Below are 26769 nucleotides of genomic sequence, written 5' to 3'. Positions count from 1 at the left end.
CAGAGCACCCACGTAGTGCGCTGCGTGTCGCCGGCGCTGAAAGTGTCGGCGTGACGCGCTGGGAAAATGCCGGTATCTATTCACGTGCGTTACCGGGTGGCTCGGACCGGCTGAAGTTGAGCAGGCCGATCAAGTCCAGAGCGGTCGGCCGGGCGCCTGTGATGTCGAAGAGCTGCCGCGCCACTTGGTTGAGCGTCTCGGCAGGGCGGTTCACGTCCCAGCCGCCAAGGGCATCGGACGCCGATTCGATCTGAGCTCGTTGCGCCGGCCCCAGGAGCCGGCACGCCTCATCGACCGCTCTGATCACTTTTCCCCTGGACCAAGTCACATGACTTTGCGTAGCGACCGGGGTCACGACCTCGACTCCCACGGCCAGACCTGATCTCCACGGCCGCACGTCCTCGATGACGGGCAGCGGTGTGGATACCGAACCGCGCAACCGGTTGAAGTTGTGCGCCTTGAAGACCAAGCGAAGTGTTGTGACAAGGAGTTGGCCCCCGATCGCCTCCTTCCCCCTCATCCCGACCAGCGGCAGCAACTCGTCGGCGGCGAACCTGGACAGGCCGTGTTGGGACGGGATGATGACGGCGTTCGCCTTGCAGGAATACAGCAGCTTCTCTCCCGGCATCAGCTGCATCTTGGCCACATTCATCTCCATCGTGGAGCCGGCGCGGTCGCGCTCCAATCTACGGCGGACGACGGGGACCAAGCCCTCAGACACATGCCGCAACCGAGGCCGGCGCATCAGACGAGCAGTCAGCCTTGCTGGACGCGACCATCGTCGGCGTCGATGAAAAGACCGTGACATCGAGGCGTTGAGGGCTTCCCCGGTTTCGCTGTCAAGGCGAACGATATGTCGGTACATCCGAGAAGGCGATGGCGCTCGGCGCGGGAACTTCGGGGGCGCGCGGCGTCCCGTCCCGGCTCAGAGCCCGAACGCCCGCATCACCTGCGCGGTGGACTCGCCCTCGTTCATCACGGTGTCGACCTCGATGACGGGCAGGCCGAGGCGCTTCGTCTCCTCGAAGAGACGGTCGGTGAACATCCGGTCGCGTTCGAGCAGGTTGTGCCGGGCCAGTTCAGGATCGCTGGTCTTGCGCGGGATCTCCCAGCCGCGGCCGTCGAACGCGGCCCGGCGGAACCCCGGCGTCGGCAGGAGCCAGACTGCGTGGCCCGGCTCGGCGAGCAGCGGCTTGACGAGGTGGGGCAGCAGCCGGAAGCCCTCGGCGATCACACCGGTATCCGCCGGAAAGCGCAGCAGATCCTCGACGATCAGGCCGAACGCCTCGCCCCGGAACCAGTGGAAGGTCTCCAGCATCGTCTCCGGAGACCGGTTCACCCAGCGCTCGTCCATGCCCATGGTCTTGAACCTGCTCAAGCAAGGGGCCTCCTCCGGCGTGCTGCGGCCGGCGTGGTCCGGCATCACGTCGTCGGTCGAGTACACGCGCAAGCCGTGCTGGGCCGCGATACGCCTGGCAACGGTCGACTTGCCCGCGCCGCTGCCGCCGCCGATCCAGTAGACATGCCGCAACCGTGCCCGCAGCGCCGCAGCATCGGCGGTCTCTTCTCGCACGTCAGGTCGCATTCACCCAGGTAGGTAGCTGGAACCGTGGCCCATCAGGCAGGAGCGCTCACAGTATCCGCACACGCCGATGTGGTCGATCGGGTCTTGTGCCTGATGCGGGCGCAGCGTCGAGGAGTCATCGGCCCAGGCGGGCCGAGTTGGTCAGGTGGCCGTCGTAGGGGCCGACCTTGGTCACCGTACGGCCGTCCCTGAACACCATCTGCAGGCCATGCTCGGGCTCCCAATCGCATTCGCACTCCAGCGACACGTAGACGTGCCGGTCGCTGTGTGAATCGCGGGTGACCATCGGTTCGTTCCCGAGCCGGATGTGGTCGAACACGTCGTGCGGGCCTTCGATCTCGACGTACCAGTCGTCGTCGCCGGAGGCCAGGATGTCGTCCGTGACGTCGCGGTAGTAGGCGAAGATCGACGGTGCTGCCGCGGTCAGCACCGACCGGTCGAGTGCCAGGAACGTACGGATCGCGGTGTGGAAGTCCTCGGGTGAGGGGTCATCGACATAGCCGTCGACGATGAAGCGGCATGGCGCACCGCCCAGTACCGGCACGGGAATGGGTTCGCTCTGATGCCAGCCCAGGTCGGTGTCCTCGACGACCGGGCCGAGGCCGGGGATCTGCATGCCGCCAGAGTACGTGGCGCCGATCTTGTCACCAAGGCCGCCGTACCCAGGGCCTCCGGGCCGCGAGCCCCTTGTGGGGAACCTTGGCCAGCCGTAAACCACCACGCGTAATGGTCGCCGAGCTGATAGTTCTGCCGGTGCGCATGCACGTCTTCGCACTGAGAACGTCAGGGGGCCGCCTCAGCGCCGCCGAACGTCGTCCTCACCTATGGAGATCCGGTGCAGCCGCTCAGGACGCCGAGCCGCGTTTCCGGGCGACCACCAGCAGGTACTCGTAGTGGTACTCGGCAGGCCCGTCAGCCGAGCCCCGGTTGGTGCGGGTCGCGAACTCCAGGAAGTCTCGATCCAGCGCAGCCAGCCGCTCCGGGTCGTCGGCGAGGCTCGCGTAGGTGGCGACCACCGGTCCGAAGGTGCGCTTGAAAAGGTCGACGTAGGCGCCGGGCGACTCCACCTTCTCGACGTACTCGTCGCGGCTCATCTCGAGAGACTCCACGCGATCGCCGAACAGCCCCCGGACGTGCTCCTCGCTGCCCCACAGAGGCGGCGGCAGCGCGTCGGGGGGCGGGGGAGGCATGTACGGCGCGAGCGCTGCGAAGAAGTCGGAGATCAGGCCCGTCGGCGTGAAGTTGAGCATCCCGATCGTGCCTCCCGGGCGGCATACGCGCACCAGCTCGTCCGCCGTCTGCGATGGTGTCCATGCCCTGACGCTAGGTACGGCGGGCGGGGGTTCGCGTCGCCAGATCTGGCTATTCCCGGCCGTGCCGGAGTAGCCCGGATCGGGCGGCGTAGGCGGCGGCCGCGGTCCGCGAGGGCAGGTCGAGCTTCCGCAGGATGTTCGTGACATGCCGGTGGACGGTGTGCTCGGAGACCACCAGACGACCGGCGATCTGCCGGTTCGTGAGTCCCTCGGCCAAGAGCACCAGGACGTCCCGCTCCCGGGTGGATGCGACTGACCGGCCTGATCGAGCATGACAGCGTCCCCTGGCAGGCACTACCTGGACACATGATCGTGGACGAGATCGGCGAATGGCGGCTGGCCGAGCGCCCCGAGCGGCTGGCCGCGAGCTACACCCTGCAAGCGGTCAAGGAGTAAAACCGTCCACCCATGCGCAACGACGTTTCTCATCTGCCGCCGTGCACAGCCGCGCAACTCCCCGTCAACACCGCCCTCAGCGGGTCAGCGCGTATGCCAACCGCGCCGATGCTCAGCAGGACCGCCAGGCCGAACGAGATGGACGAGGTCGCGTAGCGGCGCGCGCCGCGCGGCCGGATCGACTGGAACATGCGGATGGAGTCGATGCCGAGTCTGTCCGCGATGCGGTCCTGTAGATCAGTGAGCGCCGCCGCACCTACTGAGGCCACCTCCTTCTGCCGAAGACCGACCGTGAACGAGACGAGTGGCTGTTGCAGGAGCCTCACCGGGAACTCACGGCGCGCGGCCGCGGTCGAAACCTACGGCGGGCGGATGACCCGGGATGGTGTGGCTAGAGTCTGCGTTCATGACCGAACTCGAAAGGCTGCTCGCGCTCGTACCGCCGCCCGCAGGGCCGGTGGACGCCGACGCCGTCTGGACGCGGGTGGAGGAAGCGCTCGGGCTGACCCTTCCCCCCGAGTTCGTCGAACTCGCCCGGCGGTACGGGCGCGGCGCGTTCTGCGATGAGTTCTCCTGCTTCGACCTCGAAGAGATGATCAATAGAGGCCGCGGGTGGCTGGAGGACAAGCGGCTCCTTCTCCAGGACGACGGTGAGGAATGCCCGCACCCCGTTCACCCGGAGCCCGGTGGGCTGGTGCTGTGGGGATCGGACTCGGTCGGCGGCGCGCTGTGCTGGCTGGCGGAGCCCGTCGGCTCCCCCAAGCGGTGGAAGACCGTCTACTGGACGATCGACGATGAGTTCGCGTATCCCGGGGGTGGCGTGGCCGCCGCACTCACCGGGTTGGTCGGGGACCTGCTGGCAAGGAAGAGGGAACACGGCCAGGACGTCGACGGCGCCTGGTTCGACCCGTACCACAGGAATGTCCACGTATATCTGCAGCTCATTCATGGATTTGTCGAGGGTCGTCGAAGTCGAGGTCTCACCGCGGAGTGCGGACCGGGTGCTGATCGGTTGGCGCCGGGACGGCGGCTGGTCGACGTTCGCCTACGTCGACGAAGACTCCGGCCACGTCGACCCGGAGGACGTGCTCTGGTGGCTGCTCAACCATGGTGCCCACCTTGGGTCGATCCGTCCTGCGCTGACCGCCGCCTACCCCGGCTTCGATCCGGACACCGAGATCGACCATGCCACCATGCCCGACCGCGCCGAACAGCGGGCGAAGGACAAACAGCGCAGACTCGCCGCCCGCGCCGAATTCGAACACGCGCGACACCAACGCTGAACATCCTGTTCTGCCGTGAAGTGCCTGGCCTATGGGGAGGCGGCTCAGCCACGTCTATATCGAAGACGGCGGCATCGTCCGCGCGTTCGGTCTTTCTGCCTCCGCCGTGTGATCCTTGGGTCCGGGAATGTGCCGTCCGGCTCGGGCCTCGGCGGCGGTCTGGACGGGGCGGGGATGAGCGGAAGACGCGAGGTCGACCTGGCCGCGAAGAGGTACGGCGCCAACAACCTCGGGCGTTTCGCCGTCTCCCAGCTCCTGGTCGGCATCGGGCTGCTGATGGTCTGGCCGTTCGTCTTCGGTGTCCTGGCGGAGGAAGTCGCGGCCACTGGTCGCGCCGCGAGAGGTGAGGGGGTTCCGGGCACGTTCATCGCGCACTCGGAGGAGTGCGGACTAGGCGGATGTTCCTGGTACGGCACGTTCACGACCGGCGGCCTCTTTCAGTTGACCGCCGAGGGAGTTGAGCTGAGGGGCGACGGCGGCCATTCCGTTCACGCGGGGGAGGGGGTCCCCGCCCTCCACGTCGGTTCGGGGAGCTTCGTCCACATGAAGGGCGGGTCGCCGGACTGGTCGCGGTCGTACAGGCCCGGGGTCTTCGCCGCTATGGCCGGAGGCCTTGGGGTGGGGTTGAACGCCATGGTGCTGTGGGGCGTTTACTGGACACGGGCTTCTCCCGCGTCGCGCAGGCGGCAGGCGAGGGAACGCGGGCGTTCCGCCCTGCGCGACCTCGCCGACCGAGACCGGTGGGGCTGGTCAGCGCGGCCCGGTTCCTCCACGATCAGGGTGAAGATCGCCAGGTCCACGGCGCGGACCCTGTTCGGGGCGGTCGGTCTGCTCTCGCTGTCGGCGTTGCTGCTGCTGTTCGGTCTGATCTGGGTCGCGTTCAACAAGGAGACCACCCGGGCCGAGTTGGTCGCGAGCGCGTGGTCGCCGCTCTTCGCGGTCGTCCTCGTGGGCGTCGCGATCCAGACGCTCAGGCTGGTGCTGGTACGGCCCCGGATGTGGGTGACCGACGATGAGATCGTCATCTGGGACGGGCTGCTGCTGTGGAAGGTGCTGCGGATTCCGCGCGCCGGAATCGCGGCGGTCCGCTACGGCGACGAGCCGCGGCGGTGCCGGGTCGAGGAGGACGTGGCCCAATTGACGCCGTTCCGGGAGGAAATCAACCTCGTCCTGCGGATGCGAGACGACGTTTCTCTTCCCGCGCGCCGGCTGCGGTGGGGGAACTGGTTCTGGGTCATGTTGACTCTGAAGGATCTGGATCCGCAGACGGGCATGCCTCAGCGGGGGCGTCTGGTCCGCCGGTTGTGCCTTCGGGTGAAGGAGCCGCGCAGGGTGGCCACCGAACTCGACCGCTGGCTGGTGGGGGGCGAGACACCGCCGCCGGAGTTCGCGCCGGTCGATCACGCCCATTACGGCACGGTCCGTGGCGTCGGCGGTACGCGCGTCAAGATCAAGGGACGGCTTCCCCAGCCGGTGCTGGCCGAGTTCGGGAACGAGGGCCCCGGGACGCTGCGGGCCTGGCTTCGATGTACCGAGTTCGGCCGGGGGACCCCGGTCGTGGTGTGCGGCCCCGGAGCCCCGCCCGCCACGACCGTCCTGGACGACCGGTTGGTATCCGACAAGGCGCTCACGAAGAGGTTCCTGTACGTCGAGTCCGAGGGGCGGTGGACCGTCACGATCAGCGGACCGGAACGCGCACGCAAGTTCACCGGCTCGGCCACGGGCAGCGGGCCCGAAGTGCTCAACTACCAGGGGCCGGCCGGAATCGCCGTCGTGACATGCCCAGGTGGACGACCCCACCGGGTTCACCTGCACGGGCCGAACCTGGCCGCGCTCCACGGCTGCGATCCGGTCGTGTCCACCGCCGTGCTCAGCCCGCTGCCGGAGGGCGGGTCCCCGCCGAGCCGGAGCACGTTCGCCGTTCCGGCGCAGGCGGTAATCCAGGTGAGGACCGCCGGGGCGGACTGGCGGGTCGACGTGACGCCCCTGGACCAGGCCGACGTGGACGCATTTGCCCAAGCCGGAGAACAGAAGGCCATCACCGTGCCGCCCACCGGTCACGTCCGACCGTTCGAGCACTCCATAGCGGATGACCGAACCGCAGTAGTGCGCTACCTGGGCCCGCCGGGACCTGTGCTGTTCCGCAGCGGAGACGCCTTCGGCCTCCTGCACCTCGACGCCACTCTGACCCCTATCCGGACGCTCGCGCTCCCGGACGGCGACACGGAAATCCGACTCCGCTCCCACGCACTCCTCCAGGTCACCGGAGGCCACGGCACCTGGTCCCTGGAAGAGGCCCACATCCTCCACCCACCTGACTGACAGGCCGGGCTCAGACCGCTCCCCCCTTGAGCCCCGTGTCGCCGGAGAACATAGCCGCCTTATGCAACCCCGCGGGCGTCCCACTTTGAATCGGCCGTGCTTGTTCTGGGATGAACAGAATTACATGGAATCCGTTACGTCACATTTCCGTGGGAAGGCCTGCTTGTACTCCATGGGGAGTCACCTAAATTCACAGGAGGTCGCTATGGGCCCGGAAGCGATCGCGGCAACCCGAACCATGGGAGCACGCTGTTGTCGAAACGGGTCATGGCGCAGATCCGGTCGCCGGTGAGGGTGAGGACGTAGAGGCCGGTCCCGTGGCGGATGCCGGTAGGGCCGCGCAGGTAGGCTCCGAACGCCGGTTGACCATTGGCTCGCGTCGGCACGAGGTCGAATCTCCGACCTGCGCGGAATATACCGTCGCAGAAGCGGGCCACGACGTCTCGGCCCTCGTATTCGAAGGGCATCGGCGGCATCGATATGAAGACGTCGTCGGTCAGGAGAGCCACCAACGCATCGAGATCGGCGGACTCCCACGCGCGGACGAATTTCGCCACGATCGCGTCCTCGGAGGCGGGCGTCGGTTCGCGGTCCCCGGTCGTGGGCCGCCGGCTCTGCAGACCGGCGCGAGCCCGTTTGAGGGCGCTTTTGACCGAGTCGACGGTCGAGTCCAGCATGTCGGCCACCTCGGCTGCGCGAAATCCGAGGACGTCGCGCAGGATGAGCACGGCGAGCTGGCGAGGCGGCAACACCTGAAGGGCGGCCACGAAGGCCAGGGAGATCGACTCGGTCTGCTCGTACCGGGCCTCCGGGCCGAGCGGCACGTCGATGGCCCCTTCGAGCAGGGCGTCGGGGAACGGTTCGAGCCAGACGACCTCGCCGAGCCGGGTCGGCTCGGGCGGTTCGACATTGGGCACGTCCCACTCCTTGGCCCGGCGCCGGCCGGCCGACCGGCGCGCGTTGAGGCACCGGTTGGTGGCGATCCGGTAGAGCCAGGTACGCAGCGAAGCGCGCCCCTCGAACCCTCCGAAGCCTCGCCAGGCGGCCAGCAGCGTCTCTTGCGAGGCGTCCTCGGCGTCCTGGAGGGATCCGAGCATCCGGTAGCAGTGGACCAGCAACTCCCTCCGGTACGGCTCGATCAGCTCCCGGAACGCGTCGCCGTCCCCAGCGCGCGCCTGGGACATCAGGTCGCCGGTTGCCACCCCCACGTCACCTCCTTCCCCGGACCCTGCGGCGCCGCCTTCGGATACAGACACCGGCCGGAGGACGAACGGGGCGGTCGGCGGGCGCCACTTTCCCGATGTCTCGGTGTCCATATCAGTGGTAGTTGACGACGCCGACCAAGGAGTACCCGAAATGGGAAAGATCATCATCAGCGAGAACGTCTCGCTCGACGGAGTCGTCCAGGACCCGACCGGCGAGGAGGGCTTCAGGCACGGCGGCTGGTTTCTCCGGATGGGGGACAAGGACCGTGAAGCGTGGGCCGAGCTTGAGCTGGACGAGGCACTGCGCGCCGAGGCCCTGCTGCTGGGTCGGCGGAGCGACGAGTGGTTCGCCGCGCGATGGCTCTCCCGCAGTGGCGCGTGGGCGGACAGGTTGAACAGCCTGCCCAAGTACGTCGTGTCGTCGACCCTCCAGGAGCCCGAATGGAGCAACTCGACGGTTCTCAGGGGCGACGTGGTGGACGAGGTCTCGAAGCTGAAACAGGAGCTGGACGGGGACATCGTCGTCTACGCCAGCCGTCAACTCGTGCATACGCTGATGGAGCATGGCCTGGTCGACGAGTTGCGGCTCATCGTTCACCCGGTCGTGCTCGGAGCCGGCGACCGACTCTTCGGCGAGACCAGCGACAAGAGCCCCATGCGCCTCGTCGACATCCGCACCGTCGGTGACAGCCTCGCCTTTCTCACCTACCAGCCCGTCCGAGACGGCTGGACATAGTCCATTGCCGTTCCGCAGCCTGGGCAGTCGGGGTAGGCGGGGTCCTGGATCCAGTACGTTCCCGCTCAGGCGGGATGGCCCGGTGCACCGCCGGATCCGCCGCCGCGCGGTCAGCCAGTTCTTCGACGACCGCGTCTTCGCCGGGATTCCGCCCGTGCCACCAGATCCTCGATCACGCGGTGACGCTACCCCGGCCCGACACAAGCCGGGGGCGATCGTAGGCTCCGTTGAACGCGTCCACGTTCGGCCCGCCGCCCTCTTTGGTCAGAGGGCTGCGGTCCGACGTTGGTCGCGGGTGTTGTCAGTCTCTTCGCGGTGGCGTGGTGTGCCGCTCCTTCCCTGCCGAGGCTCCCGCCTTCTGCCGGCCGATGTGGAAGGGGCTTCGCCTGCTCCGCTGTGCCGGGACGGCGGTCGCCTCCGGGCGGTCATCGGCGGCGACGCGGTCATCGACGGGGCGGCGTTCCCTGTCCGCCTGCCGTGCCTCGCGCACGCCGACCACAAGGAAGCGTCCCAGTGCCAGCCCTGCCAGCAGGACCATGGCGGCGCCGAGGCCTTCGAAGAACGACAGCCGTTCGGCGACCTGGCGCGCCTCACCGCCGAGTGGCGTTCCCACGCCCATGTTCCAGAGCGCGGCGATCGTGGTGCCGACGACGAACCACAGTCCGCCGAGGACGGCCAGCCAGCCGCCGAACTGGGCCACGGGCCGGTTCGCCGCGATCATCAGGATCAGCCCGCCGAGGCCGACGGCGATCGCCGGAAGGATGGACAGCACCAGCCGGTCGTTGCTGTAGACCCACGCCTCGCTCGAGCCGAAGCCGAAGTCGAAGTAGGGGCCGAGGAACGGAATGAGCCCGCCCCAGATCGCGAGGAGCACCAGCAGCAGCCCGCTGAGCATGCCGCGGCTGCGGGGCGCTCGCATTTTCCCAGTCATGAGAATCCCTCCTGACCAGGTGATAGTCCGATATTTCAGGCCAAGCCGTACCCGGTATGTCCGGACCCAACCGGCTCGGCCGGCTCGGCGGATCAGTCGGGGCGCGCGCCCGAACATCGTGAACTCGTCCCTCGCCGCGTCCTCGACCGCCGCGGGCCGCAGCTCGTCCAGCCTGCAAGGCGGGCTGCGTCCTACCAGTCCCAGACCTCACTCACCGGCACCAGGCGTATTTCGGATTCCGCCGGCAGGCGCTCCGGGCCCTCCCACTCGCGACCGGCTTTGCCGTCGGTGGGGTAGTGGACGCAGACCGCTTCGACGTCCTCCTGGATGTCGAAGGCGCACAGGATGCCCGCGGGCATGTAAACGAACTCGCCCTTCCGGGCGTTGATGGTGTCCTCGCCGACCCGCACGGTGAGACTTCCACTGGTCACGACCGCGACCTCGTCGTAGGCCCAGAGAAAGTCGAACTTCACTCCGGCACGGAAGCGGATGTAGGCCATGCCGATGTTCGAGCCCTCCTCCTCGTCGGCGATGTAGCCCACGTAGGCTCGATGGGTACCGATCTGCAGCCAGACCGGCGCGTCCGCTGCGGTGAACTTCTGAACGGCCTTGGGATCGAATGCCATTGAAGGGCCCTTCCGTCTTGTCAGTCGAGTGCGGTGGTCAGTCGAGTGCGCTGGTCAATCGAGTGCGCTGGTCAATCGAGTGCGCTGGTCATCGCCCTTGGATGGCGTCGGCCAGGAGGTCGACCTGGCCGAGATCAGGATTGGCCGGGGAGAGGAGAACCTCGTCGCATCCCGCGGCCTCATAGGCGCGGAGCGTGGTGCGGATCGCCTCTCCGTCCGTGAGCGCGCCCTCGGCGATGGCCTCCGCGGTCTCTTCGCCCAGCCACGACGAGTAGTAGTCGATCAGGTATTCCGACGCGTGCCGTGATGCGTCCGGCCCAAGTGAATAGTAGAGCTGGGTGGCCAACCGCGGGAGCCCTTCGCGGTCGGCATCCGCCCACGCTTTGCGCACGTCAGCGGCCTTCCCGGCGAACTCCGCGGGCGGGGTCTGACCGTCGATCCAGCCGTCGCCGAACCGGGCCACGCGTGCGAACGTCTTGGCGACCCCGCCGCCGATCATGACCTGCGGGCGGGAGACGGGACCGATCCGGCCCTTCCGGCCGCGGAGCTCTCCGGACCAGACTTCCTCCATCTCTTCCAGGATCTCGTCGAAGACCCGCCCCCTGGTGTCGAAAGAGGCTCCGGCCGCGGTGAAGTCGTCCTTCCTCGCGCCCGGGGCGAGCCCGAACACCAGCCGACCGCCGGAAAGCACGTTCAGGGTCGCCGCTTCCTTGGCCAGCGTCGCGCCGTTGCCACGAAGGTTCGGCAGCAGGATCCCCGTCACCAGGCGGATTCGGCTGGTGACGCCCGCCGCCACCGCGAGGGTTATCAGTGGGTCTGCGTTGTCGTACGCCAGACGGTCGATGGTGCCGAGCGAGGAGAACCCGCGCCCTTCGGCCTTGCGCGCCCATTCCGTAACCTGCGACGGGATGAACTCCGGGATGGTCGTTGGAAGCCCGATCCCCACTTTCATCGGCCCCGCCCCCTGCTCCAGGGCGAAGAAACCCACATCCTGAGCGCCATGGCGAACGCCTTTCTCAATCGGCTTTGAACCGAACGTTAGAGGGAGGGGGCGATCACCAAATCCGTCATGAGATCCGTAATCGAGGAGTTCCGGTCCGCCAGGGCGCGTTCGGGAAGGACGCTCCGCGCCGCGCGGTGGACGGCATCGCGGTCGAGCGCGTCCACGATCTCGACGTCGCCCGTTCCTGCCGCGTCCCTGGCCATCCCACAGGCTTCCTGACCGGCGTTGGCGGCGCAGGCATCAGCCTGCCGGCCGACGACGCCTGTTGCCCCTGCGGCAAGAACGCGCACGGTCTCTCCTGCAACTTGTCGGATACCCATGGGGGCGAAGTGTCCGGATGTCAACGTAGGACGGCCCGACGGGCCGCCGAATCTGTGTGCGTATCAGCAACATGCGAGGACAGGGAACGAACGGCTAGGTTTCGTCCTGTGCTGTATGGACGCCCCGGCGAACTGGACGTGGTAGGCGATCTCGTCGCCGGCGCGCGGGAGAAGCGCGGCGGTGCGCTGGTCGTCCGCGGCGAGGCCGGGATCGGCAAGACCGCACTGCTGGAGCACGCGGCGTCCACGGCCGACGGGCTGCGCGTCATCTCGGCCACGGGTGTGGAGGCCGAGACGGAACTCACCTTCGCTGGGCTTCACCTGCTGCTCGCGCCGTTCCTCGATCGCGTCGACGCGCTGCCCGCGCCTCAGGCCACCGCGTTGCAGATCGCGTTCGGCCGTATCAGCGGGATACCCGTGGACCGGTTCCTCATCGGGCTGGCCACGCTCTCGTTCTTCGACGAGATCGCTAATGAGGCGCCGCTCCTGGTCATCGTCGACGATGCCCAATGGCTGGATCACGCCTCCTCGACCGCGCTCCTGTTCGCGGCCCGCCGGATCCATGCCAGTCCGGTCGTAGTGATCTTCGCGGTGCGCGACGGGTGCGCGTTCCCCGCCTCGGGGGTGCCGGACCTGCGGCTGGGCAGCCTCGACCGTACGGCCAGCGCACAGCTTCTGGGCGAGCACTGGGACCTGGCGGCGCACGTTCGCGATCGGATTCTGGACGAGGCCCGCGGAAACCCGCTCGCGCTGCGCGAACTGCCCCGGACGCTGACCCCGGCGCAGCGGTCCGGGGACCTGCCGCCCGTCCCCCTCCACATCGGGACGGAGCCGGTCACCGGACGGGTCGAGGAAGCCTTCGCCGCTCGGGTGGACGCTCTTCCCGAGGGGACGCGGATCATGCTGACGATCGCCGGTGCCGACGACACCGGCGATCTGCACACCGTGCTGACCGCGGCCGCCGCCATGGGGGCTTCGCCGCAGGACCTTGGAGCCGCCGAGCGGGAGCAGCTCGTCCGCGTCACGGATCAGCGGATCTTCTTCGGTCACCCGCTGATGCGCTCCGCCGCCTATCGGCGGGCGCCGGCATCATGGCGCATCGACGCGCACCGGGCCCTGGCGGAAGCCGCCACGCCGGACCGGCGGGCCTGGCATCTGTCCGCCGCGGCCACGGGGCACGATGAGGAGGCCGCGACCGCGCTGGAGGGTGTGGCCGAACAGGCGCGGTCGTACGGTGACTCTTCCGTGGTCGCCGCCGCCTACGAGCGGGCCGCGCAGCTCACCGCCGACCCGAAGCGCCGCCTCAGCCGATGGGCGGCCGCCGCGGATTCGGCGCACGACGCCGGTCAGCCCGAACGTGCCGCGCGTCTGGCCGCGAAAGTCAGCGACGAGCCGGCTGATCCGCTGGCGAAGGCACGCCTGGCGCGGGTGGCGGCGGCGATCGCCTACGAACGGAACCTGCCGGGAACCGACCATCTCCAGGTGGTCGAGGCGGCCCTCGGCGTTCGGGACATCGCCCCCGACATGACCGCCTCCATGATCACCGACTCCATTCTGGCGGTGCGGGCCGACCGCGACATCGAGACCGCCCGGCGGCTGGCGCGTCGCGTGTCCGGGATCCGGTCGCGCTCGCCCTTCCTGGAATGGGTCGGGACCGCGATGGAACAGGTCGTCGGCGCCGAACTCGATGCCGACGTCCCCTCCCTGCGACGTCACCTGACCGCCATCGACACGTCCGGGTTCAGCCTTTGCCAGGGGATCAGCGTCCTGTGGTTCCATTACTGGCTCGGGGACCTGAACGCCGCACTCGACTCGGCCGCCGGGCTCGCGTCCGACTGCCGGGAACGCGGTGCCGCCGGGACGCTCGCCCGCGTCCTGGTGCTTCACACCCGGATCCTCGTCATGTCCGGGCGCATCGGCGAGGCGGCCACCACCGCCGCGGAGGGCAGGAGTGTCGCGACGGCCACCGATCAACCCCATTACGTCGCGCTCTTCTCGGGGCTGCAGGCCTACGTCGCGGCCATCGCAGGTGATGGGGAACGGTGCCGAGCCCTCAGCGACGATCTCCTCAACGAGGCCCCCGGTGAACACGCCTCCGAGGCCGTCTACGCCCGCAACCTGCTCGATGCGTCCGCGGGACGGTACGAGGACGTGATCGGCAGGACGGAGATCCTCGCCGCTGATCCCGTCCAGGGCCTCAACATCGAACGACTCCTCGGCCTCCCCGTCTACGCGGAGGCCGCCGCGCGCTGCGGCCGCCCGGAGCTCGTCACCGAGGCCTGCGCGCAGTTCGGCCGGTACGCGCGCGCCACCGGACAGGCGTGGATCATGGCCTTGGACGCGCGCTGCCGCGCCCTGCTGGCCGATCCGGCAGCGGCCGGCGACCACTATGCGCAGGCCCTGCGCCTGCACCGCGACGACGACAAACCATTCGAGCGGGCCCGCACCGAACTCCTCTACGGTCAGTGGCTGCGCCGCCGGCTCCAGCGCAACCAGGCACGGCCGCTGCTCCGCTCCGCACTGGAAACCTTCGAGCGGCTCGGAGCACCGCAATGGGCGGAGCAGACCCGAACCGAACTGCGGGCCACCGGCGAGACACCCGCGGCGGCGTCCCGATCGAACGGACTGCTCGATCGGCTGACCCCGCAGGAGTTGCAGGTCGCACAGCTGGCCGCGGAAGGGCTCACCAACCGGGAGATCGCAGCCCGGTTGTTCCTCAGCCCGCGCACCGTGGGCTACCACCTGTACAAGGCCTATCCGAAGCTGCAGATCGCCTCGCGCAACGATCTGGTCAGATTGGATCTGACCTGAATCGATCACCCCGACCCAGCGCCAGAACACTCACCGCGGCCATGGCGGCGGCCGGCCGCGCGCACTCCGCCCGTGCGCACTCCGCCCGCCGTGCGGCCGGCCAATGCCCCCCGCCTGCGGTCGGTCATGTCGCAACGTCGGCCGGGCCGTGAGTCACCGCGATTCTGCGGGCGTTGACGGTTGCGGCGCCCGGCCAAGCCTCAGCGGCCCTCACCGGCCGATTCGGCTATCGCCTCGCGCAGTCCGCTGTCGTCTCGCTTGTCACGCGCCCAGGCGACGTATCCATCGGGGCGTACCAGAACGGAGGTGTCACGATCCCAATGGGCACGGACTATGTGATCCGGGACGGAAACATGGCGGGGAGAGCGGCTCGGTGTGATCAGGACGAAACGGCGCTCGCGCAGCACCTCATAGAGTCGCCCTTCGGTGACTTCCCAGTCGGGGGCGCGCTGGCCGGTGAGTGGATGGGCTCCTCGCTCGGCAGGGTACGCGTGGCCGATACCCGAGATCATGGATGCCATCCGGTCAACCAGGGGCCGGATCCTCGTGACGATCGAGGCCGCGGTCCACCGGAACGCCCTCGCGGCGGGATTCCTCAGGAGAGCCGCGCGCACCAGCGCACCGCTGAGGCGCAGGACGACCTTGCCGATGGAGTGCCGCTCGGTTTCGTAGGTGTCGAGCAACCGGCCGGGTGCGCCGTGGCGCATCACGGCAACGAGCTTCCAGCTCAGGTTCGCGGCGTCCTGGAGCCCGACGTTCATGCCCATGGCGCCTGCCGGTGAGTGCACGTGGGCCGCGTCCCCGGCGAGGAACACCCGGCCGACCCGGTAGTGCGGGGCCTGGCGCTCGTCGCTGTGGAAGCGCGACTTCCAGCGGATCTCGGCGATCTTGTAACGGGACCCGAACACCATGTCCAGCAATTCCTGAATCTCGTCGTCCTCGAGGGGACTGTCGTCGGGCAACTGGTGGTGACGATTCCAGCCGGTCACCCGGTGCCACCCCTGCCCCATCTCGCTGAGCAGGCAGAATCCGTCCGGGACGGCGTTGACGCTGAAGGGCTGCTGCGGAGGGTCGGCGAGCCGCACATCGGCCAGGATCAGCGAACTGAGCATCGTCTTGCCGGGGAACGGCAGGCCGGCGAGGTCACGGACAGTGCTGTGCACCCCGTCGGTGCCGACCACATAGGACGCCCGGAAGGTCCTGGACGGAGCGGCTTCGTCGCCGGTGCCGGCCTGGACCGTGACCCCGGAGTCATCCTGTTCCAGGTCCACCACGCGGGTGTCGTGGACGACGTTCACTCCGGCCTCGCCGGCACGGCGCGCCAGCACGCGCTCGACTTCGTACTGCGGGTGGAACAGCACGTACGGGAAGCGTGTGGGCAGGCGGGAGAAGTCGGGCCGGGCCCGCTGGAAGATCTGCAAGCGCGGGATCTGATGGCCGCCCTTCACGACCTCATCGGCGATGCCCCGCGCGTCGAACTGCTCCAGCGTGCGCGCATGCACGACCAGCGCCCGCGAGAGGTTGCTGATCTTGTCGGGGCGGCGCTCGACCAGGGTGACGTCGAGGCCCGCCTGGGCCAGATCACCCGCGAGCAGCAGCCCTGTGGGGCCGGCGCCGACAACGAGGACGTCCGTAGTTGTCGTCATAACCATCTCCAGCACTTCAGGTGAAGTCTCTTGAAGTCTCTGTCCGAGTTCGTCGAGGGCGCCTTGGGCTCACTGTAAGAGCCTGCGGAAACATCCAAATCCGTCATCTGATAAAGACCCGCAGACACATGGCGACTGGGGCCTGTGGAGGCGGGGTTCCCGGGCTGAATCAGGGGGTTGGCGGCGGGGGCCGTCTCGGTCACTTATCCCGGCCCTGGTCATGGTCCGGTTGCCCAGCGCCGAATCGACCCCGGAACCCGGTCACGTGACTGATGCCGATGGTGATCACCCGTCCTTACCATCGTCACCGAAACAACCCCGGGTGATGAGAGGTTCGCCATGCCGTTCACTGCCGTAGGCCCCGATAAGGTTCACTATGAGATCGACGGTGAGGGGCCTGGGCTAGTTTTGGTCCACGGCGCCGGAGGTGACGCCGCCAAGGTGTTCGGTGGCGCCGTTCCGCACTTCGCCGATTCGCGCACGGTCATCCGTCCCAACCTCAGCGGCAGCGGACAGACCACCGACGACGGCGGGCCCCTGAGCATCGAGCGACTCGCCGGCCAGGTCGTCGCAGCCGCGAAAAGCGCCGCCGACGGGCCGGTGGATCTGCTCGGATTCTCCATGGGGGCGTGTGTCGCCGCCGCCGTTGCGGCCACCAACCCCGAACTGGTGCACAGGCTCATCCTCATGGGCGGTACGACTCACACCACCGATCCGCGCGACCGGTTCAACTTCGCGTTCTGGCAGGACCTGCTCACCGCTGACTTCGCGCTCTTCGAGCGCTTCGCGCTGCTTCAGGGATTCAGCCCGGCAATGCTCGACACCTTCGGCCACGACGGCCTTGCCGCCTCGCTCGGCGCCGAATGGCCGCCCGGGCTCAGGAGGCAGGTCGCACTCGCCACCGGCCTCGATATCCGAGACCTGCTCCCGATGATCCAGGCACCGACCCTGGTCATCGGCTTCGGAGGTGACCAGATGCTCCCCATCAAGAACGCACGCGAGCTGCACGAGGCCATTCCGGGCAGCGATTTCGTGGAGATTCCGGATTGGGGCCACATGGATTTCCTCGTCCGACCGGACCTGATCGTGCCGCAGGTACACCGGTTTCTTGGATCAGAAACCTCCCACCCCCTCGACGAAACCACCGCCTGACCCGGCCACTCCAAACCTCCGCTCCGATAAAGGCAGCACCACAGCATGCACGCACATTGAGCCCAGAACTCGGATCGTCCCCGGCTTCCGTGCCGCAGTTGCGTAGCTCGTTGTGTTCCAGGGTGTCGACGAGCGGCCGTCCCAGCGTCGGCCGCGATTGCCGTCAGCCTGTCGATGGCCTGCTCATCGAGACTGCGGTGTCCACCCCGGTTTCAGACAGCCCGAGGAACCGACTCCCGACGGGTTCGAGGACGTCCCAGGGTCAGCGGTAGTCATTCTCCTTCAGTTCGATGACCCAGGCACGACGCTCGGCGATCTTGCCGTCACGCATGACGAACACCTCCGCCATGGACATGCGGAGCTCGCCGCCCGCGGCCCGCTTCACCGTCCCGGTGAGTTCCGCCATGACGACATCGCCCTGCTCGACCATGCGCACGACCTTCAGGTTGGGCGGGTTGACGAGTTCGGGCGGGCCGTCGATGGCTTTGTCGTAGGCGTCTTTGCCGGTCAGGTGGAAGGCGCCGAAGACGGTCCACTCGATGTCGTCGGTCAGGCAGGACAGGATCTGCTCGTGATCGTTCTTACGGAAACCGTCCAGGTAGGTGTTAACGGTCTCGATGTTCCGTGACATGTCCGCTCCTTCGAATCAGGTGCCGTCGATGGCGCACCGCCGTGCGAACCGGCGGTTCCCTGATAGGTCGGAGCGGTCAGAGCGTTCTCGACATCACCCCGACAACCAACCCTTACCGCCGACACAAAGAGCTGAACGCCGAGGCGTTCAACCGCCCCCGGACACTGGTCGCGTCGGCGTCGGCTTGGTCGCGGACGACCACGCCCTTGCCCTGCTGGCCGATCACGGGCCCTCGGTCCGCAACACGCTGATGGCGGCCTTCACCACTCCGGCGGATACGTCGTACCCGCCGGGCCAGGCGGTGGACGGCAAGGACTGGCCCGGCGCGAGTCGCCCGTCGTTGATCTTTGCCGCGGGTCCTCGGCTATCTGGAGGTACTCGGTCAGCCGGTTCGGGCGAGGGCGTCGATCGCGGTGACGTCCTCCTTCGTGAGGCTGAATCCTTCCAGGTCGAAGTTGGTGGCGATGCGCTCCCGTCGCGAGGACCGGGGGAGGATCACGACGTCGTGCTCCAGATGCCACCGGAGGACGACCTGGGCGGGAGCGACTCCGTGCCGCTGAGCGATCTCGGTGAGAACCGGGTGGCGCAGATCGGTGTTCTTCAGGCCGCTGTAGCCCTCGACAACGATCCCACGGCGTCGATGCTCCGCCAGTGCGGCCGGGTCGTGCTGCGCCGGGCTCCACGAAATCTGATTGACCGCGGGCTGCTGCCCGGTGGCCTCGGTCAGCTGGTCGATCAATGCCGGACTGTAGTTGCTGACCCCGGCGTTGCGGACCAGTCCCGCGTCCTTGGCCCGCAACAGCTCCTGCCACGTCGGGACGAGCTCTTCCCGCCCGGTCGGCCAGTGGATCAGCCACAGGTCCACGTAGCCGGTGTCGAGCAGGCGAAGGCTCGACTCCAGGGTGCGACGGGCATGCCGCGCGTCCTGCGGGCGCAGCTTGGTGGTGATGAAGACCTGCTCCCGGTCCACGCCGCTATCCTTGACGGCTCTGCCGACGTCCGCCTCGTTCCGATACAACGTCGCGGTGTCGATGTGCCGGTAACCGACGTCAAGCGCCGCACGCACCGACTCGTACGCCGTCTTGGACCCCAGCTGCCAGGTCCCGAAACCGATCATCGGTAGCGCAGTACCACCGGGCAGGTTCACAGTCTGAGTCATGCCTGCGATTCTGCCCGCCAACCCCCTCCCGTGCTCGGCGGTCCGTCGCCAATTCGCGACAGCCTAAGTGAACTTGCAGGCCCGCCGGCAGGTTCGTTGCCTGGACCGAGCCTGGCCGGGCACCGGTCCTCAGGCAATGGGGGTACGCGCGAGTCGTGCATGTACCGGCCGGCACCGATACCGCGGTCGCAGAACCCCCCGACTCCGAGTTCGTCGGCAAGCAGTTCGACGTCAGCGCCACGCTCCTCGCAGAGCTGCCTGATTGGTTCGCGGAGCCCGACGACGAGGACGAGGACGACCTGTCGCCCTTCCAGCAGCAGTTGGCCCGTGACCTGGAGCGTGACATGCCGCACCTGGATGAACTCTGCGCTCTGACCAACGACCTTTGGCCGCCTGACGAAGGGCTCGCAAGCGCCTACATCGGCGGGTATGTCGACGATGAGGTGATCAGGAGCATTGCGGAGCAGACCCTCGCGGGGCGCGAGGAAGGCCGGAGAGATCGTCATCCCGATGGCGAAATGGTATTCCCATGTGGAGAGGGAGAAGCACCGGCTGACGAGTGAGTGGATGTCGCTCGCCCGCTTTCCCGTGGCCGACGAGTTCTATTACGGGAGCTTTGTGATCCGCCACGACGATCTGGCCGCCGGCCGACTGGACAAGGCGTTTTCCGTGACCGAGTTCACCGAGTAGAAGCCCAGGGTGCCGAGTGCGGCCGCGGATCTGCGTTGCCCGTGGTCGCCGACGTCAGGTACTGGACATCCCTCCTGCCGCAGATCGGGTGCGTATTCGTGCAGATGAGCGGATGCGTCAATCGGATCCACGCCTCACTCGCGCCGTCGCCCGCTACCGGTCAGCGCACTCCACCGCTTCACCGCCGCGACAGGTTCGCGTCGCTCCCGGAGGCGGCCACGTACAACCGGACACGTTGCCTCCCCTGCGGGGCGGGAGATCGGCGGGACGCCTTGTGGCCTTTCGCAGGTACTTCCGACGAAGATTGCAGAAGGACAGGCGTATCACTCGGGAGGCAACGGTGCTGTTCAGGCGGGAGGTCCTTGAGGGGATCGCGGGCGGGCGGATCGATCGGGTGTTCCGGGTGTGGGCCGAGCCCCGGGTCCGCGCGGGGAGCACCCAGCGCACCTGGGCGGGGGTCATCGTCATCGACTCGGTCACGGCCGTCACCCCCGAGGAGATCACCGAACAGGACGCCCTGCGTTCGGGCTTCAAAGACCGCGCGGCGCTGCTCACCGCCCTGTCCAAGAGCACCAAGGAGGGCGGCTACCACCGCGTCATGCTCCATCTGGGAGGCCCCGACCCCCGATCGGAGCTGGCCGGCAACGCCGACCTGACCGACCAGGAATTGGCCGACCTCAAAGCCGCCCTGGACACCATCGACACCCGCAGCCGCCGCGGCCCCTGGACCCGCGAGGTCCTGCGCCTGATCGAGGAACGCCCCGGCCTGCGCGCCCTGGACCTGGCCGAACACCTGGACCGCGACAAACTCCCTTTCAAGGCGGACGTCCGCCGCCTCAAAGCCCTCGGCCTCACCGAAAGCCTGGAGACCGGCTACCGCCTCTCCCCGCGCGGCCAAGCCCTCATGGCCTACCTACGCTCCTTGACCGAATGACCTATCCCGGCTGCTGCTCCAGCCCGGTGGGTAAAGGGATGTCGGCAGATCCGCGCCATGAATCTCTCCGTGGCCGGGCAGGACCACACCGCCGACCAGGTCGATGCCAACCAGGCGGGTCTGTCGGTGATGGGCGCCGCCTCGGTGATCGGCACAGACACGTTCAGCGAGACGGTCATGGGACTGACCGAACTGCAAGTCACGCAACTGGGCCGGGGGCGATGTCGTCGCGCCCCGGACCATCTGTACCGGATAGAAGCACACTCCCGAACCCCGGGAATGGCGTCCAGAGCGCCCCGGCAGTCGTGATCAACGGAGGCGTGTCCCGAGAGCATGCTCTCGCCGTAAGGAGGCAGAGACCGCCACCGCCACAAGGTACTGCGAGCACACCACGGCGCCTCCTTCGCCGAAAGATCGACATCAGAACCTGACCAGGCTTGGGCTACTGCGCCGCTGTCTTGCTGCGGCGTTCGGGGAGGATGACGCCGCGTCAGCCTCCGTGGTGTCGGCCGATACGTACGCGGACGCCGATGGTGCGGAATCCGGCGCCGTGGTGGAGGGTGAGGCGGGCGGTGTTCTCGGAGAAGACCCCGGATCTGGATGGTTCAGATCCCGGCGGCTTCGGTCGAGGTGATGAGCGCGTTCAGGAAAGCGGCACCACCTTGGCCTTGGGCGTCAGGGTGGACGTAGACGGAGTGCTCGACCACTCCGGCGTAGACGGGCCTGGAGATGGGCTGACCGCGTTCCAGCTCAGGAGCGTGCTCCCACCCGCCGGTGCGCTACCCGCATCCAAAGATTCGTTTGCTTCACCGTCCTGGGACTCGCGGTGATCCCACAAGGCGAGCACCTTGAGGGTGCGCGTTTCACGTGTCATCGGGAAGCCAGCGGCTCAGGTGGGCCCTCGGCACGCTCGCTGCGACGTGCCAGAGCTGGTGCCTGGGGTCCCACCTCGCCTGCACGAGACGCTTGGCCTCGTCCTTCTCCTCGTATGGCACACGGAGATAGAGGCGGCCGTCGACCATGTCGCCGGGGGAGATCCCATCTGCGGGTGGTGCCTTAGCGGATCGAGGGGGCGCCGGGCGCCAAGAGCGTGCGGGCCGCTCCATCCGGGCGCGATCGACGATGCGTCTGACGCGTTCGCAAGACGTCGGGTCGGTGATCCGCATCATCAGGTCGGTCGAGCCGCCGTGGGCCAGCAGGTTCAGGGAGCCGTGCCAGAGGACGGTGTCGTCGACGATCAGGACTTTCTCGTGCATGCGCTCGCGGGCCTCGATCCGGCAGCCGGCCGACCGCAGCGTCGCGACGAGGTCGGCCTCCTTTGTACCGGGTTCGTGCTGCCGGGTGTGGACGGTGACACGCGCTCCGGCGGCGATCTGCGGTTCGAGGCGCCGAAGCCAGTACCGCACCGGATTCGTGGCGAGGAAGGCGCAGTAGATGTCGATACTGTGGCGGGCATGCGCGATGTCCCATTCGACGCCGCGGGAGACCTCGTCGGCGGGGAAGAACGCGGGCCGCGCCAGTTCTTCAGGGGCGAGGCCGCTCAGATCGGCGGCGCTGCGCACCGGGATGAGTTCCTCGACCGGCAGCCGCTGGGCGTGCCGCTCGAAGTATTCGAGCATCCGGGCGGCCTCGCTCGCGGGGCTGAGCTTGTGGTGCATGAACTCGGTGTTGGCGACCAGGACGAGATGGTCCTGCGCACGGCTCAGCGCGACGTTCAGCAGCCGGCAGGTCGCCGAGGACAGCCCGATGCCCTCGTAGAAAAAGCCGAGCCGGTCACCGGCTCCCGCGACGGTATCGATCACCACGAGAGGGCGCTGGCTCCCCTGGAAGCGGTGGACAGTGTCCACCACACCGTCGTAGGGCTCGCCGAAGCGGTGGGTCAAGCTCGTGTTCAGCGCCTTCTTCTGGTTCTTGTAAGGGCAGATGACGGCGAGTCGGTCGGCCGGTCCTTCCCCCTCGGCGAGCCCGGTGTGCTTGCGGGCGGGCAGAACCGTGTCGTACTGCAAGCCCCGGATCAGCTCGTGGATCACGGCTTCATGGACGGCGTTGGTGGTGTGGGCGTTCCTCCTGCCCCGGTCCGGGACCCGGCTGGAGGTGTCGATGAGCACCAGCGGGCCCTCGATCAGGGCTGAGGGCGGCAGTCGCGTCCCCTCCTTCCGGCCGGTCAGCAGCGGCGCGTCCGGATAGGCGACTTCGTTCACCACCGCGCAGATTGCCCGGCGCATGCGGTACTGCTCGTTGAGTGTGACCATCCTGAGGTCGCCAACGCGGGCGCCGCCCTGCATATCGACGAGCCCGGCGGCGTGGAACGCGTCCCGGTCCATCCACAGCCGGGAGTGCTCCGTGTCCTGGGCCGGTGCCTTGCGGTTGTTCGAACCGCGTGTGACGGCGGGCAACTGCCGGAAGTCACCGGCCAGCACGACCCGCTTGTGGGCCAAGCCCGCCGTGTACCAGGCGGACGGCAGGTTCACCATCCCTGCCTCGTCGATGACCACGACATCGACTTCGTCCAGCAGTCGGCGGGTCTGAACCGCCTTGGACACCGTCGTGCCCAGTACCCGGCAGCGGCTCCGCACCGTGTCCGCGATCTTCTGGCGTTCCTTTTGCAGGTTGTCGAGTCGCTGCTGTAGCAGGCCGGCGTCCTCCCGCAGCCGCGCCACCGGAGCCAGCCCCTGCACTCGGGCCAGGATGCCCGGCAAGGCCGAGTCGATGGCGGCCAGTTCGGCTTCGCAACCCTTATAGTCCGCCCGAGCGTCTCCGAGTCGCTGCTGGCAGGTCTCCCAGGTGTGGCGGTGGTGATACAGCTCGTTGTCGAGCGCATCCAGCTTCGCCTGCTTGCGTTGGGCGAACAGCCTCGTAGGGATCCCGATCTGGGCCATCTGCTCCTGGACCCACGCGATCTGCCCGGCGGCGGCGCTCACTCCCCCCTCGGCGCTGAGGACGGACTGGCCGGCGGCCGCCAGCCGCCGCTCGAGCTCATGGCACTCAGTGGTGGCGCGCGCCGCTTCCTCGTGGCGGGCGATGCCTCCGCGTACCCCGGCGAGTTCCGTCGTGACCCGCGCGATCTCGGCGTCCAGCTCGCCGGCCAGCCTGTCGGCGATGCGGCCCCGGTCGATCTGCTCCCCGTACTTCGTGGCGAGGGACGCGACGGCGATGTCCCCGGCGCGCTGCACCAGCCCCGACTCGAACTCGGGTTCCCGAGCCAGCAGGTCGCACATCCGCAGCAGCGCCTGGTCGACCGCGACGTGCGTCGGCGCCAGAAAGAGCACACGCAGACCCTGCCGGTAGCAGCCTTCAACGATGCTCGCGACCACTTCGGTCTTCCCGGTGCCGGGTGGTCCCCAAACGAAGGTCAGTTCGCTGCCGAGCGCCTGTTCCACGGCGCGTCGCTGCCGGGTGTTCAGCTGGCGGTTCCGATAACCCGGAACGAACCGTTCCGTGTCGGCGCACCGGCCGATCTTCGGCTTGCCCTGACCGACCAGCCACCCCGCGGCGGTGAGGTTCATCGCTGGTGCGCCGGTGCCCCTCTGCTCCAGTCGCTCGGTCAGCGCCACCAGGCCCGCGGTGTCGTCCTCGACCAGCTGCGCGTTCACCGGCTGGGCACCCAGGTCCGCCTCCGTGGTCACCCGGATCTTCCCATCCGGCGACCGAGTCGCCTCGGCGCGCTCCCACGGGCTGCGGGACCGCGACGTCCGGACCAGCAGGTCCCTGCTGCCGAAGGCTTCCTTCCACCCCTTGCAGGAGAACAGATACTCCCGCTCGGAGCCGGACTGCCGAACGAGTCGACCGTCATGCAGGGACACTTTCTCTGCATTCGTCATGTCGCTGTGCAGGGTCGCCGCGATCTCCAACTGCACCGCACGGTGCAATTGGGCTACGGGCGATGGCCCGGCTTGCCTCTCCGCCATCGATTCCTTTCCGAACGCCGTGGAACGTGACGAGCGCGACCGAACCGCACCTCGTGGTGGGCTTCAGTGGGGGCGCCCACCTGAGGGCGTCTCGCTGTCGCTGCTTCCTGCAGAACAGCCCCATACATAGGACTTTGCTCGGTGTCGAACGGTTTGCAGTGTGCCAGAACCGGAGCTCTATGCCGACATCCTCTGACTGCGAATTGACCTAGAGTCGAATAGGCGGTGCCGACTCGCTGGATGACCCGTTCTCCTGCGGTCTAGATGACCGGGAGGACGTCGTCGCAGGCTCGGGCGCTTTCGGTGTGGAGTGGTCCGTGCACGCGTCGTCCGTCAGCCGGAACGACTGTGCCGACCGACGGACGAAGCCCATGATGGGACGCTCTTGATCACTCGGGGGCGGGTCTTTCCAGTAAGCCTTGGGCGAGCTTGGCCCACTCCTGGAGGAAGGGGAACGCTTTCTCCACCCTGGTGATCGCGTCAGACATTCGCTTGAACGGCTTTCGAAACGCCGTGGAGATGTTCCCTGCCCAGTTCAAGAAGGCGACGGCCTCCCCGACTTCGTGGGGCTTCTCCTCGTAGGCCGCGGCGAAGGAGACGATCTCGTGGAGGAAGCTTTCGAACTCGTCCGGCCACTCCGCGCGAGGAGTGGACCCCATGAAGTCCAGGATTCCCCGGATCCCTGTGTCCAGACTCCGTACCCGCTCGAAGAAGCGGGACGCGGCGCCGTCCAGGGAGTCTGCCGGTCCGCTGACCGCTGCGGCATAGCGGATGGCCACCGCCCGGCCCTCCTTGGGCGAGGCCCGTCCCCCATCCGGGCGAAGTCCGCTCCGAACGCCTCGCTGGCGGATCCGAGCGCTTCGAACGCGGCATCGATCTCCGCCATGTCCTCGGGAATCGCCTCGAGATCTTCCTCAATGCGGACCATGGCATCGAGGAGCCCGAGACGGTCCTCATCATCGGGAGTGCCGGGCGGATCGCCCGGCTTCGCGACGATGACACCGTTGAGGATCCGGGCCGGGGTGAGGATGTCGAACCCGTCGCGCAGACCCGCCTCCAGGGTTCGCTGAAGTTCCTGGCGTGCTTGGACCATCCCGTTCGGGGTGCGTTGGAATCGGATGGTCCGCACCTTTGAGAGGTAGTAGGGAAGTTCGCCGCCGTCCGACAGTTGGATCGTGGGCTTGCCGGTGCCCTGCCGCAACGCCGACTCGAAGACCACGTTGGGGTTGAGGCCGCTGAGGTCGGCGATGACCAGGTCGGCGTCCTTCACCTGCTGGCACACCTGATCGAGTATCTCTCCGGTTCCGGGAAGTTCGTCGGCCCTGAACGGGGTTATCCCGAATGGCTGGCAGGCGACCGTGCCCCTGCCGGTAGCCGGGAGAGTCGATCGCTGAGGATGTCGCGCCCGGCCTCGTGACGGGGGGGCGTGAGCACTGCTTCATTAGGTCGCTGATGGTTCTCCCGAACGGCTGCCGGTAGGTGACCGGCATCGAGGGCGGGAGATGTGTTGCGACTGTTCGTCGGTGACGACTTTCATGAGGTCGGTTGGGTCACGGAGCGACCCGTCGCCGCGGTCGGGCCGCAGGCCGGCGCAGGTGACGATCAGCTGCCGGGCGCCCAGGCCGCGCAGCCGCTCGCGCAGCTCGTCGGGGGCGGTGACGAGCCCGGATCCCGGCCTCAGTGATCGCCCAGCCGTTTCTCTTGGTCATCCAGCCGATCGACGCTGCCTCCCCGGTACGGAACCCCAGCTGTGAATGCCAGCGAATCTGACCGTGCGCGTTGGGCTCCTCATGCTGTGGATCGATGGTGACCGCGCTGCGACCGCTTCTCGCACCTCGGCGGGCTTCAGCGGACGCCCCTCGTCCCGCAGGATCTCCATGGCCGCGCGGAAGATCGGCGCGATGTGCTCGGCGAAGGACATCGGGGGACTCCTTGACGTCGGGGGGACAGCTCTCCGGCGCATCGACAGACAACGCTGGTCCCGCCCCTTGAGAGGGTTGTTTGTTAGGGATTGCTCGGTTTTGTGGTGAAGAGTCCGGGTTCGGGTTCAGTGGCGAGGTCTCGGCCGACGAGGCGCTTGAGTTTGGCGCGGACGCCTTCGACGATGTTCTTGCTGGT

The 26769-nt window shown here is 67.9% G+C and carries 26 protein-coding genes and 1 pseudogene; 11 read left to right on the top strand and 16 right to left on the bottom strand.

Annotation, left to right across the window (positions count from 1 at the left end; all coding sequences use genetic code 11):
* Positions 1-76: 76 nt before the first annotated feature.
* The 5 genes from ACTWPP_RS38955 to ACTWPP_RS38935 form a co-directional block, all read right to left on the bottom strand.
* A complete protein-coding gene (locus ACTWPP_RS38955; RefSeq protein WP_443109470.1) occupies positions 77-646 on the bottom strand; it encodes a hypothetical protein in 570 nt (189 codons plus the stop codon).
* A gap of 279 nt (positions 647-925) precedes the next feature.
* Positions 926-1573 carry a hypothetical protein gene (locus ACTWPP_RS38950; RefSeq protein WP_443109469.1) on the bottom strand — a complete coding sequence of 216 codons (648 nt, stop codon included), beginning with the start codon at positions 1571-1573 and terminating at the stop codon, positions 926-928.
* A 127-nt stretch (positions 1574-1700) separates the two neighbouring features.
* The gene (locus ACTWPP_RS38945) at positions 1701-2201 is read right to left on the bottom strand and encodes a DUF6985 domain-containing protein (protein ID WP_443109468.1); all 501 of its coding nucleotides are present in this window, start codon (positions 2199-2201) and stop codon (positions 1701-1703) included.
* A gap of 229 nt (positions 2202-2430) precedes the next feature.
* On the bottom strand, positions 2431-2835 hold the full coding sequence (locus tag ACTWPP_RS38940) for a hypothetical protein (RefSeq protein ID WP_443109467.1): 405 nt from the start codon (positions 2833-2835) through the stop codon (positions 2431-2433).
* Between the two features lie 112 nt (positions 2836-2947).
* Positions 2948-3193 (bottom strand): response regulator transcription factor, encoded by a 246-nt coding sequence (locus ACTWPP_RS38935; RefSeq protein WP_443109466.1) that lies wholly within the window; start codon positions 3191-3193, stop codon positions 2948-2950.
* On the opposite strand from ACTWPP_RS38935, the gene ACTWPP_RS38930 reads away from it, so the two are divergent.
* Positions 3145-3294 carry a hypothetical protein gene (locus tag ACTWPP_RS38930; RefSeq protein ID WP_443109536.1) on the top strand — a complete coding sequence of 50 codons (150 nt, stop codon included), beginning with the start codon at positions 3145-3147 and terminating at the stop codon, positions 3292-3294. The genes ACTWPP_RS38935 and ACTWPP_RS38930 overlap by 49 nt on opposite strands.
* A 29-nt stretch (positions 3295-3323) precedes the next feature.
* On the opposite strand, the gene ACTWPP_RS38925 is transcribed toward ACTWPP_RS38930, so the two are convergent.
* A complete protein-coding gene (locus ACTWPP_RS38925; protein ID WP_443109465.1) occupies positions 3324-3620 on the bottom strand; it encodes a hypothetical protein in 297 nt (98 codons plus the stop codon).
* 56 nt (positions 3621-3676) lie between these two features.
* Here ACTWPP_RS38925 and ACTWPP_RS38920 point away from each other — a divergent pair.
* From ACTWPP_RS38920 to ACTWPP_RS38910, 3 genes and pseudogenes are all read left to right on the top strand, one after another.
* A pseudogene (locus ACTWPP_RS38920) lies at positions 3677-4033 on the top strand (SMI1/KNR4 family protein); the annotation flags it as partial.
* 208 nt (positions 4034-4241) lie between these two features.
* The gene (locus ACTWPP_RS38915) at positions 4242-4577 is read left to right on the top strand and encodes a hypothetical protein (protein ID WP_443109535.1); all 336 of its coding nucleotides are present in this window, start codon (positions 4242-4244) and stop codon (positions 4575-4577) included.
* Between the two features lie 174 nt (positions 4578-4751).
* Complete coding sequence (locus ACTWPP_RS38910; RefSeq protein ID WP_443109464.1) at positions 4752-6899, top strand: hypothetical protein; 2148 nt, start codon at positions 4752-4754, stop codon at positions 6897-6899.
* 203 nt (positions 6900-7102) lie between these two features.
* Here ACTWPP_RS38910 and ACTWPP_RS38905 read toward each other — a convergent pair whose 3' ends face one another.
* Positions 7103-8107 carry a sigma-70 family RNA polymerase sigma factor gene (locus ACTWPP_RS38905; protein ID WP_443109463.1) on the bottom strand — a complete coding sequence of 335 codons (1005 nt, stop codon included), beginning with the start codon at positions 8105-8107 and terminating at the stop codon, positions 7103-7105.
* A 148-nt stretch (positions 8108-8255) separates the two neighbouring features.
* On the opposite strand from ACTWPP_RS38905, the gene ACTWPP_RS38900 reads away from it, so the two are divergent.
* A complete protein-coding gene (locus tag ACTWPP_RS38900) occupies positions 8256-8840 on the top strand; it encodes a dihydrofolate reductase family protein (protein WP_443109462.1) in 585 nt (194 codons plus the stop codon).
* A gap of 301 nt (positions 8841-9141) precedes the next feature.
* Here the strand turns inward: ACTWPP_RS38900 and ACTWPP_RS38895 are convergent, their stop codons facing one another.
* From ACTWPP_RS38895 to ACTWPP_RS38880, 4 genes are all read right to left on the bottom strand, one after another.
* Positions 9142-9771 carry a hypothetical protein gene (locus ACTWPP_RS38895; RefSeq protein WP_443109461.1) on the bottom strand — a complete coding sequence of 210 codons (630 nt, stop codon included), beginning with the start codon at positions 9769-9771 and terminating at the stop codon, positions 9142-9144.
* A 191-nt stretch (positions 9772-9962) separates the two neighbouring features.
* A complete protein-coding gene (locus ACTWPP_RS38890) occupies positions 9963-10397 on the bottom strand; it encodes a cupin domain-containing protein (protein ID WP_443109460.1) in 435 nt (144 codons plus the stop codon).
* An 88-nt stretch (positions 10398-10485) separates the two neighbouring features.
* Positions 10486-11385: an LLM class flavin-dependent oxidoreductase gene (locus ACTWPP_RS38885; protein WP_443109459.1), complete on the bottom strand. Its 900-nt coding sequence runs from the start codon at positions 11383-11385 to the stop codon at positions 10486-10488.
* Positions 11386-11435: 50 nt separating this feature from the next.
* Positions 11436-11690: a hypothetical protein gene (locus tag ACTWPP_RS38880; RefSeq protein ID WP_443109458.1), complete on the bottom strand. Its 255-nt coding sequence runs from the start codon at positions 11688-11690 to the stop codon at positions 11436-11438.
* Positions 11691-11828: 138 nt separating this feature from the next.
* On the opposite strand from ACTWPP_RS38880, the gene ACTWPP_RS38875 reads away from it, so the two are divergent.
* On the top strand, positions 11829-14531 hold the full coding sequence (locus tag ACTWPP_RS38875) for an ATP-binding protein (RefSeq protein ID WP_443109457.1): 2703 nt from the start codon (positions 11829-11831) through the stop codon (positions 14529-14531).
* Between the two features lie 200 nt (positions 14532-14731).
* Here the strand turns inward: ACTWPP_RS38875 and ACTWPP_RS38870 are convergent, their stop codons facing one another.
* Positions 14732-16177, bottom strand: a complete 1446-nt coding sequence (locus tag ACTWPP_RS38870; RefSeq protein ID WP_443109456.1) for an FAD-dependent monooxygenase — start codon at positions 16175-16177, stop codon at positions 14732-14734.
* Positions 16178-16516: 339 nt separating this feature from the next.
* On the opposite strand from ACTWPP_RS38870, the gene ACTWPP_RS38865 reads away from it, so the two are divergent.
* The gene (locus ACTWPP_RS38865) at positions 16517-17329 is read left to right on the top strand and encodes an alpha/beta fold hydrolase (protein WP_443109455.1); all 813 of its coding nucleotides are present in this window, start codon (positions 16517-16519) and stop codon (positions 17327-17329) included.
* A gap of 262 nt (positions 17330-17591) precedes the next feature.
* Here the strand turns inward: ACTWPP_RS38865 and ACTWPP_RS38860 are convergent, their stop codons facing one another.
* Together ACTWPP_RS38860 and ACTWPP_RS38855 are read right to left on the bottom strand one after the other, a co-directional pair.
* Positions 17592-17960 (bottom strand): nuclear transport factor 2 family protein, encoded by a 369-nt coding sequence (locus tag ACTWPP_RS38860; protein ID WP_443109454.1) that lies wholly within the window; start codon positions 17958-17960, stop codon positions 17592-17594.
* Between the two features lie 382 nt (positions 17961-18342).
* Complete coding sequence (locus tag ACTWPP_RS38855; protein WP_443109452.1) at positions 18343-19119, bottom strand: aldo/keto reductase; 777 nt, start codon at positions 19117-19119, stop codon at positions 18343-18345.
* A gap of 155 nt (positions 19120-19274) precedes the next feature.
* Between ACTWPP_RS38855 and ACTWPP_RS38850 the strand changes: the two genes are divergently transcribed.
* The 4 genes from ACTWPP_RS38850 (at position 19275) to ACTWPP_RS38835 (ending at position 21052) form a co-directional block, all read left to right on the top strand.
* The gene (locus ACTWPP_RS38850) at positions 19275-19682 is read left to right on the top strand and encodes a hypothetical protein (RefSeq protein ID WP_443109451.1); all 408 of its coding nucleotides are present in this window, start codon (positions 19275-19277) and stop codon (positions 19680-19682) included.
* A 4-nt stretch (positions 19683-19686) separates the two neighbouring features.
* Positions 19687-19809, top strand: coding sequence for a hypothetical protein (locus tag ACTWPP_RS38845; RefSeq protein WP_443109450.1), 123 nt, complete (start codon positions 19687-19689; stop codon positions 19807-19809).
* 340 nt (positions 19810-20149) lie between these two features.
* Complete coding sequence (locus tag ACTWPP_RS38840; RefSeq protein ID WP_443109449.1) at positions 20150-20743, top strand: hypothetical protein; 594 nt, start codon at positions 20150-20152, stop codon at positions 20741-20743.
* A gap of 57 nt (positions 20744-20800) precedes the next feature.
* Entirely contained in the window at positions 20801-21052 is a 252-nt protein-coding gene (locus ACTWPP_RS38835; RefSeq protein WP_443109448.1) for a hypothetical protein, read from the top strand.
* Between the two features lie 554 nt (positions 21053-21606).
* Here the strand turns inward: ACTWPP_RS38835 and ACTWPP_RS38830 are convergent.
* The gene (locus ACTWPP_RS38830; RefSeq protein WP_443109447.1) at positions 21607-24564 is read right to left on the bottom strand and encodes an AAA domain-containing protein; all 2958 of its coding nucleotides are present in this window, start codon (positions 24562-24564) and stop codon (positions 21607-21609) included.
* Positions 24565-25040: 476 nt separating this feature from the next.
* The gene (locus tag ACTWPP_RS38825; RefSeq protein WP_443109446.1) at positions 25041-25430 is read right to left on the bottom strand and encodes a hypothetical protein; all 390 of its coding nucleotides are present in this window, start codon (positions 25428-25430) and stop codon (positions 25041-25043) included.
* Positions 25431-26769: the final 1339 nt, after the last annotated feature.

Source organism: Actinomadura sp. 3N407 (genome assembly GCF_052245875.1).
Taxonomy (GTDB): Bacteria; Actinomycetota; Actinomycetes; order Streptosporangiales; family Streptosporangiaceae; genus Spirillospora.
Note: the sequence above shows the minus strand (reverse complement) of the source record. Positions and strands in the feature narration are given on the sequence as shown.

Bases quoted from the DNA above. Each gene is read 5' to 3' on its own strand.
- ACTWPP_RS38945 (WP_443109468.1), bottom strand. From the start codon at position 2,201: ATGCAGATCCCCGGCCTCGGCCCGGTCGTCGAGGACACCGACCTGGGC.
- ACTWPP_RS38940 (WP_443109467.1), bottom strand. From the start codon at position 2,835: ATGCTCAACTTCACGCCGACGGGCCTGATCTCCGACTTCTTCGCAGCG.
- ACTWPP_RS38930 (WP_443109536.1), top strand. From the start codon at position 3,145: ATGCGACTGACCGGCCTGATCGAGCATGACAGCGTCCCCTGGCAGGCA.
- ACTWPP_RS38915 (WP_443109535.1), top strand. From the start codon at position 4,242: ATGGATTTGTCGAGGGTCGTCGAAGTCGAGGTCTCACCGCGGAGTGCG.
- ACTWPP_RS38910 (WP_443109464.1), top strand. From the start codon at position 4,752: ATGAGCGGAAGACGCGAGGTCGACCTGGCCGCGAAGAGGTACGGCGCC.
- ACTWPP_RS38900 (WP_443109462.1), top strand. From the start codon at position 8,256: ATGGGAAAGATCATCATCAGCGAGAACGTCTCGCTCGACGGAGTCGTC.
- ACTWPP_RS38895 (WP_443109461.1), bottom strand. From the start codon at position 9,771: ATGACTGGGAAAATGCGAGCGCCCCGCAGCCGCGGCATGCTCAGCGGG.
- ACTWPP_RS38890 (WP_443109460.1), bottom strand. From the start codon at position 10,397: ATGGCATTCGATCCCAAGGCCGTTCAGAAGTTCACCGCAGCGGACGCG.
- ACTWPP_RS38870 (WP_443109456.1), bottom strand. From the start codon at position 16,177: ATGACGACAACTACGGACGTCCTCGTTGTCGGCGCCGGCCCCACAGGG.
- ACTWPP_RS38865 (WP_443109455.1), top strand. From the start codon at position 16,517: ATGCCGTTCACTGCCGTAGGCCCCGATAAGGTTCACTATGAGATCGAC.
- ACTWPP_RS38860 (WP_443109454.1), bottom strand. From the start codon at position 17,960: ATGTCACGGAACATCGAGACCGTTAACACCTACCTGGACGGTTTCCGT.
- ACTWPP_RS38855 (WP_443109452.1), bottom strand. From the start codon at position 19,119: ATGACTCAGACTGTGAACCTGCCCGGTGGTACTGCGCTACCGATGATC.
- ACTWPP_RS38845 (WP_443109450.1), top strand. From the start codon at position 19,687: ATGTCGCTCGCCCGCTTTCCCGTGGCCGACGAGTTCTATTACGGGAGC.
- ACTWPP_RS38835 (WP_443109448.1), top strand. From the start codon at position 20,801: ATGAATCTCTCCGTGGCCGGGCAGGACCACACCGCCGACCAGGTCGAT.
- ACTWPP_RS38830 (WP_443109447.1), bottom strand. From the start codon at position 24,564: ATGACGAATGCAGAGAAAGTGTCCCTGCATGACGGTCGACTCGTTCGG.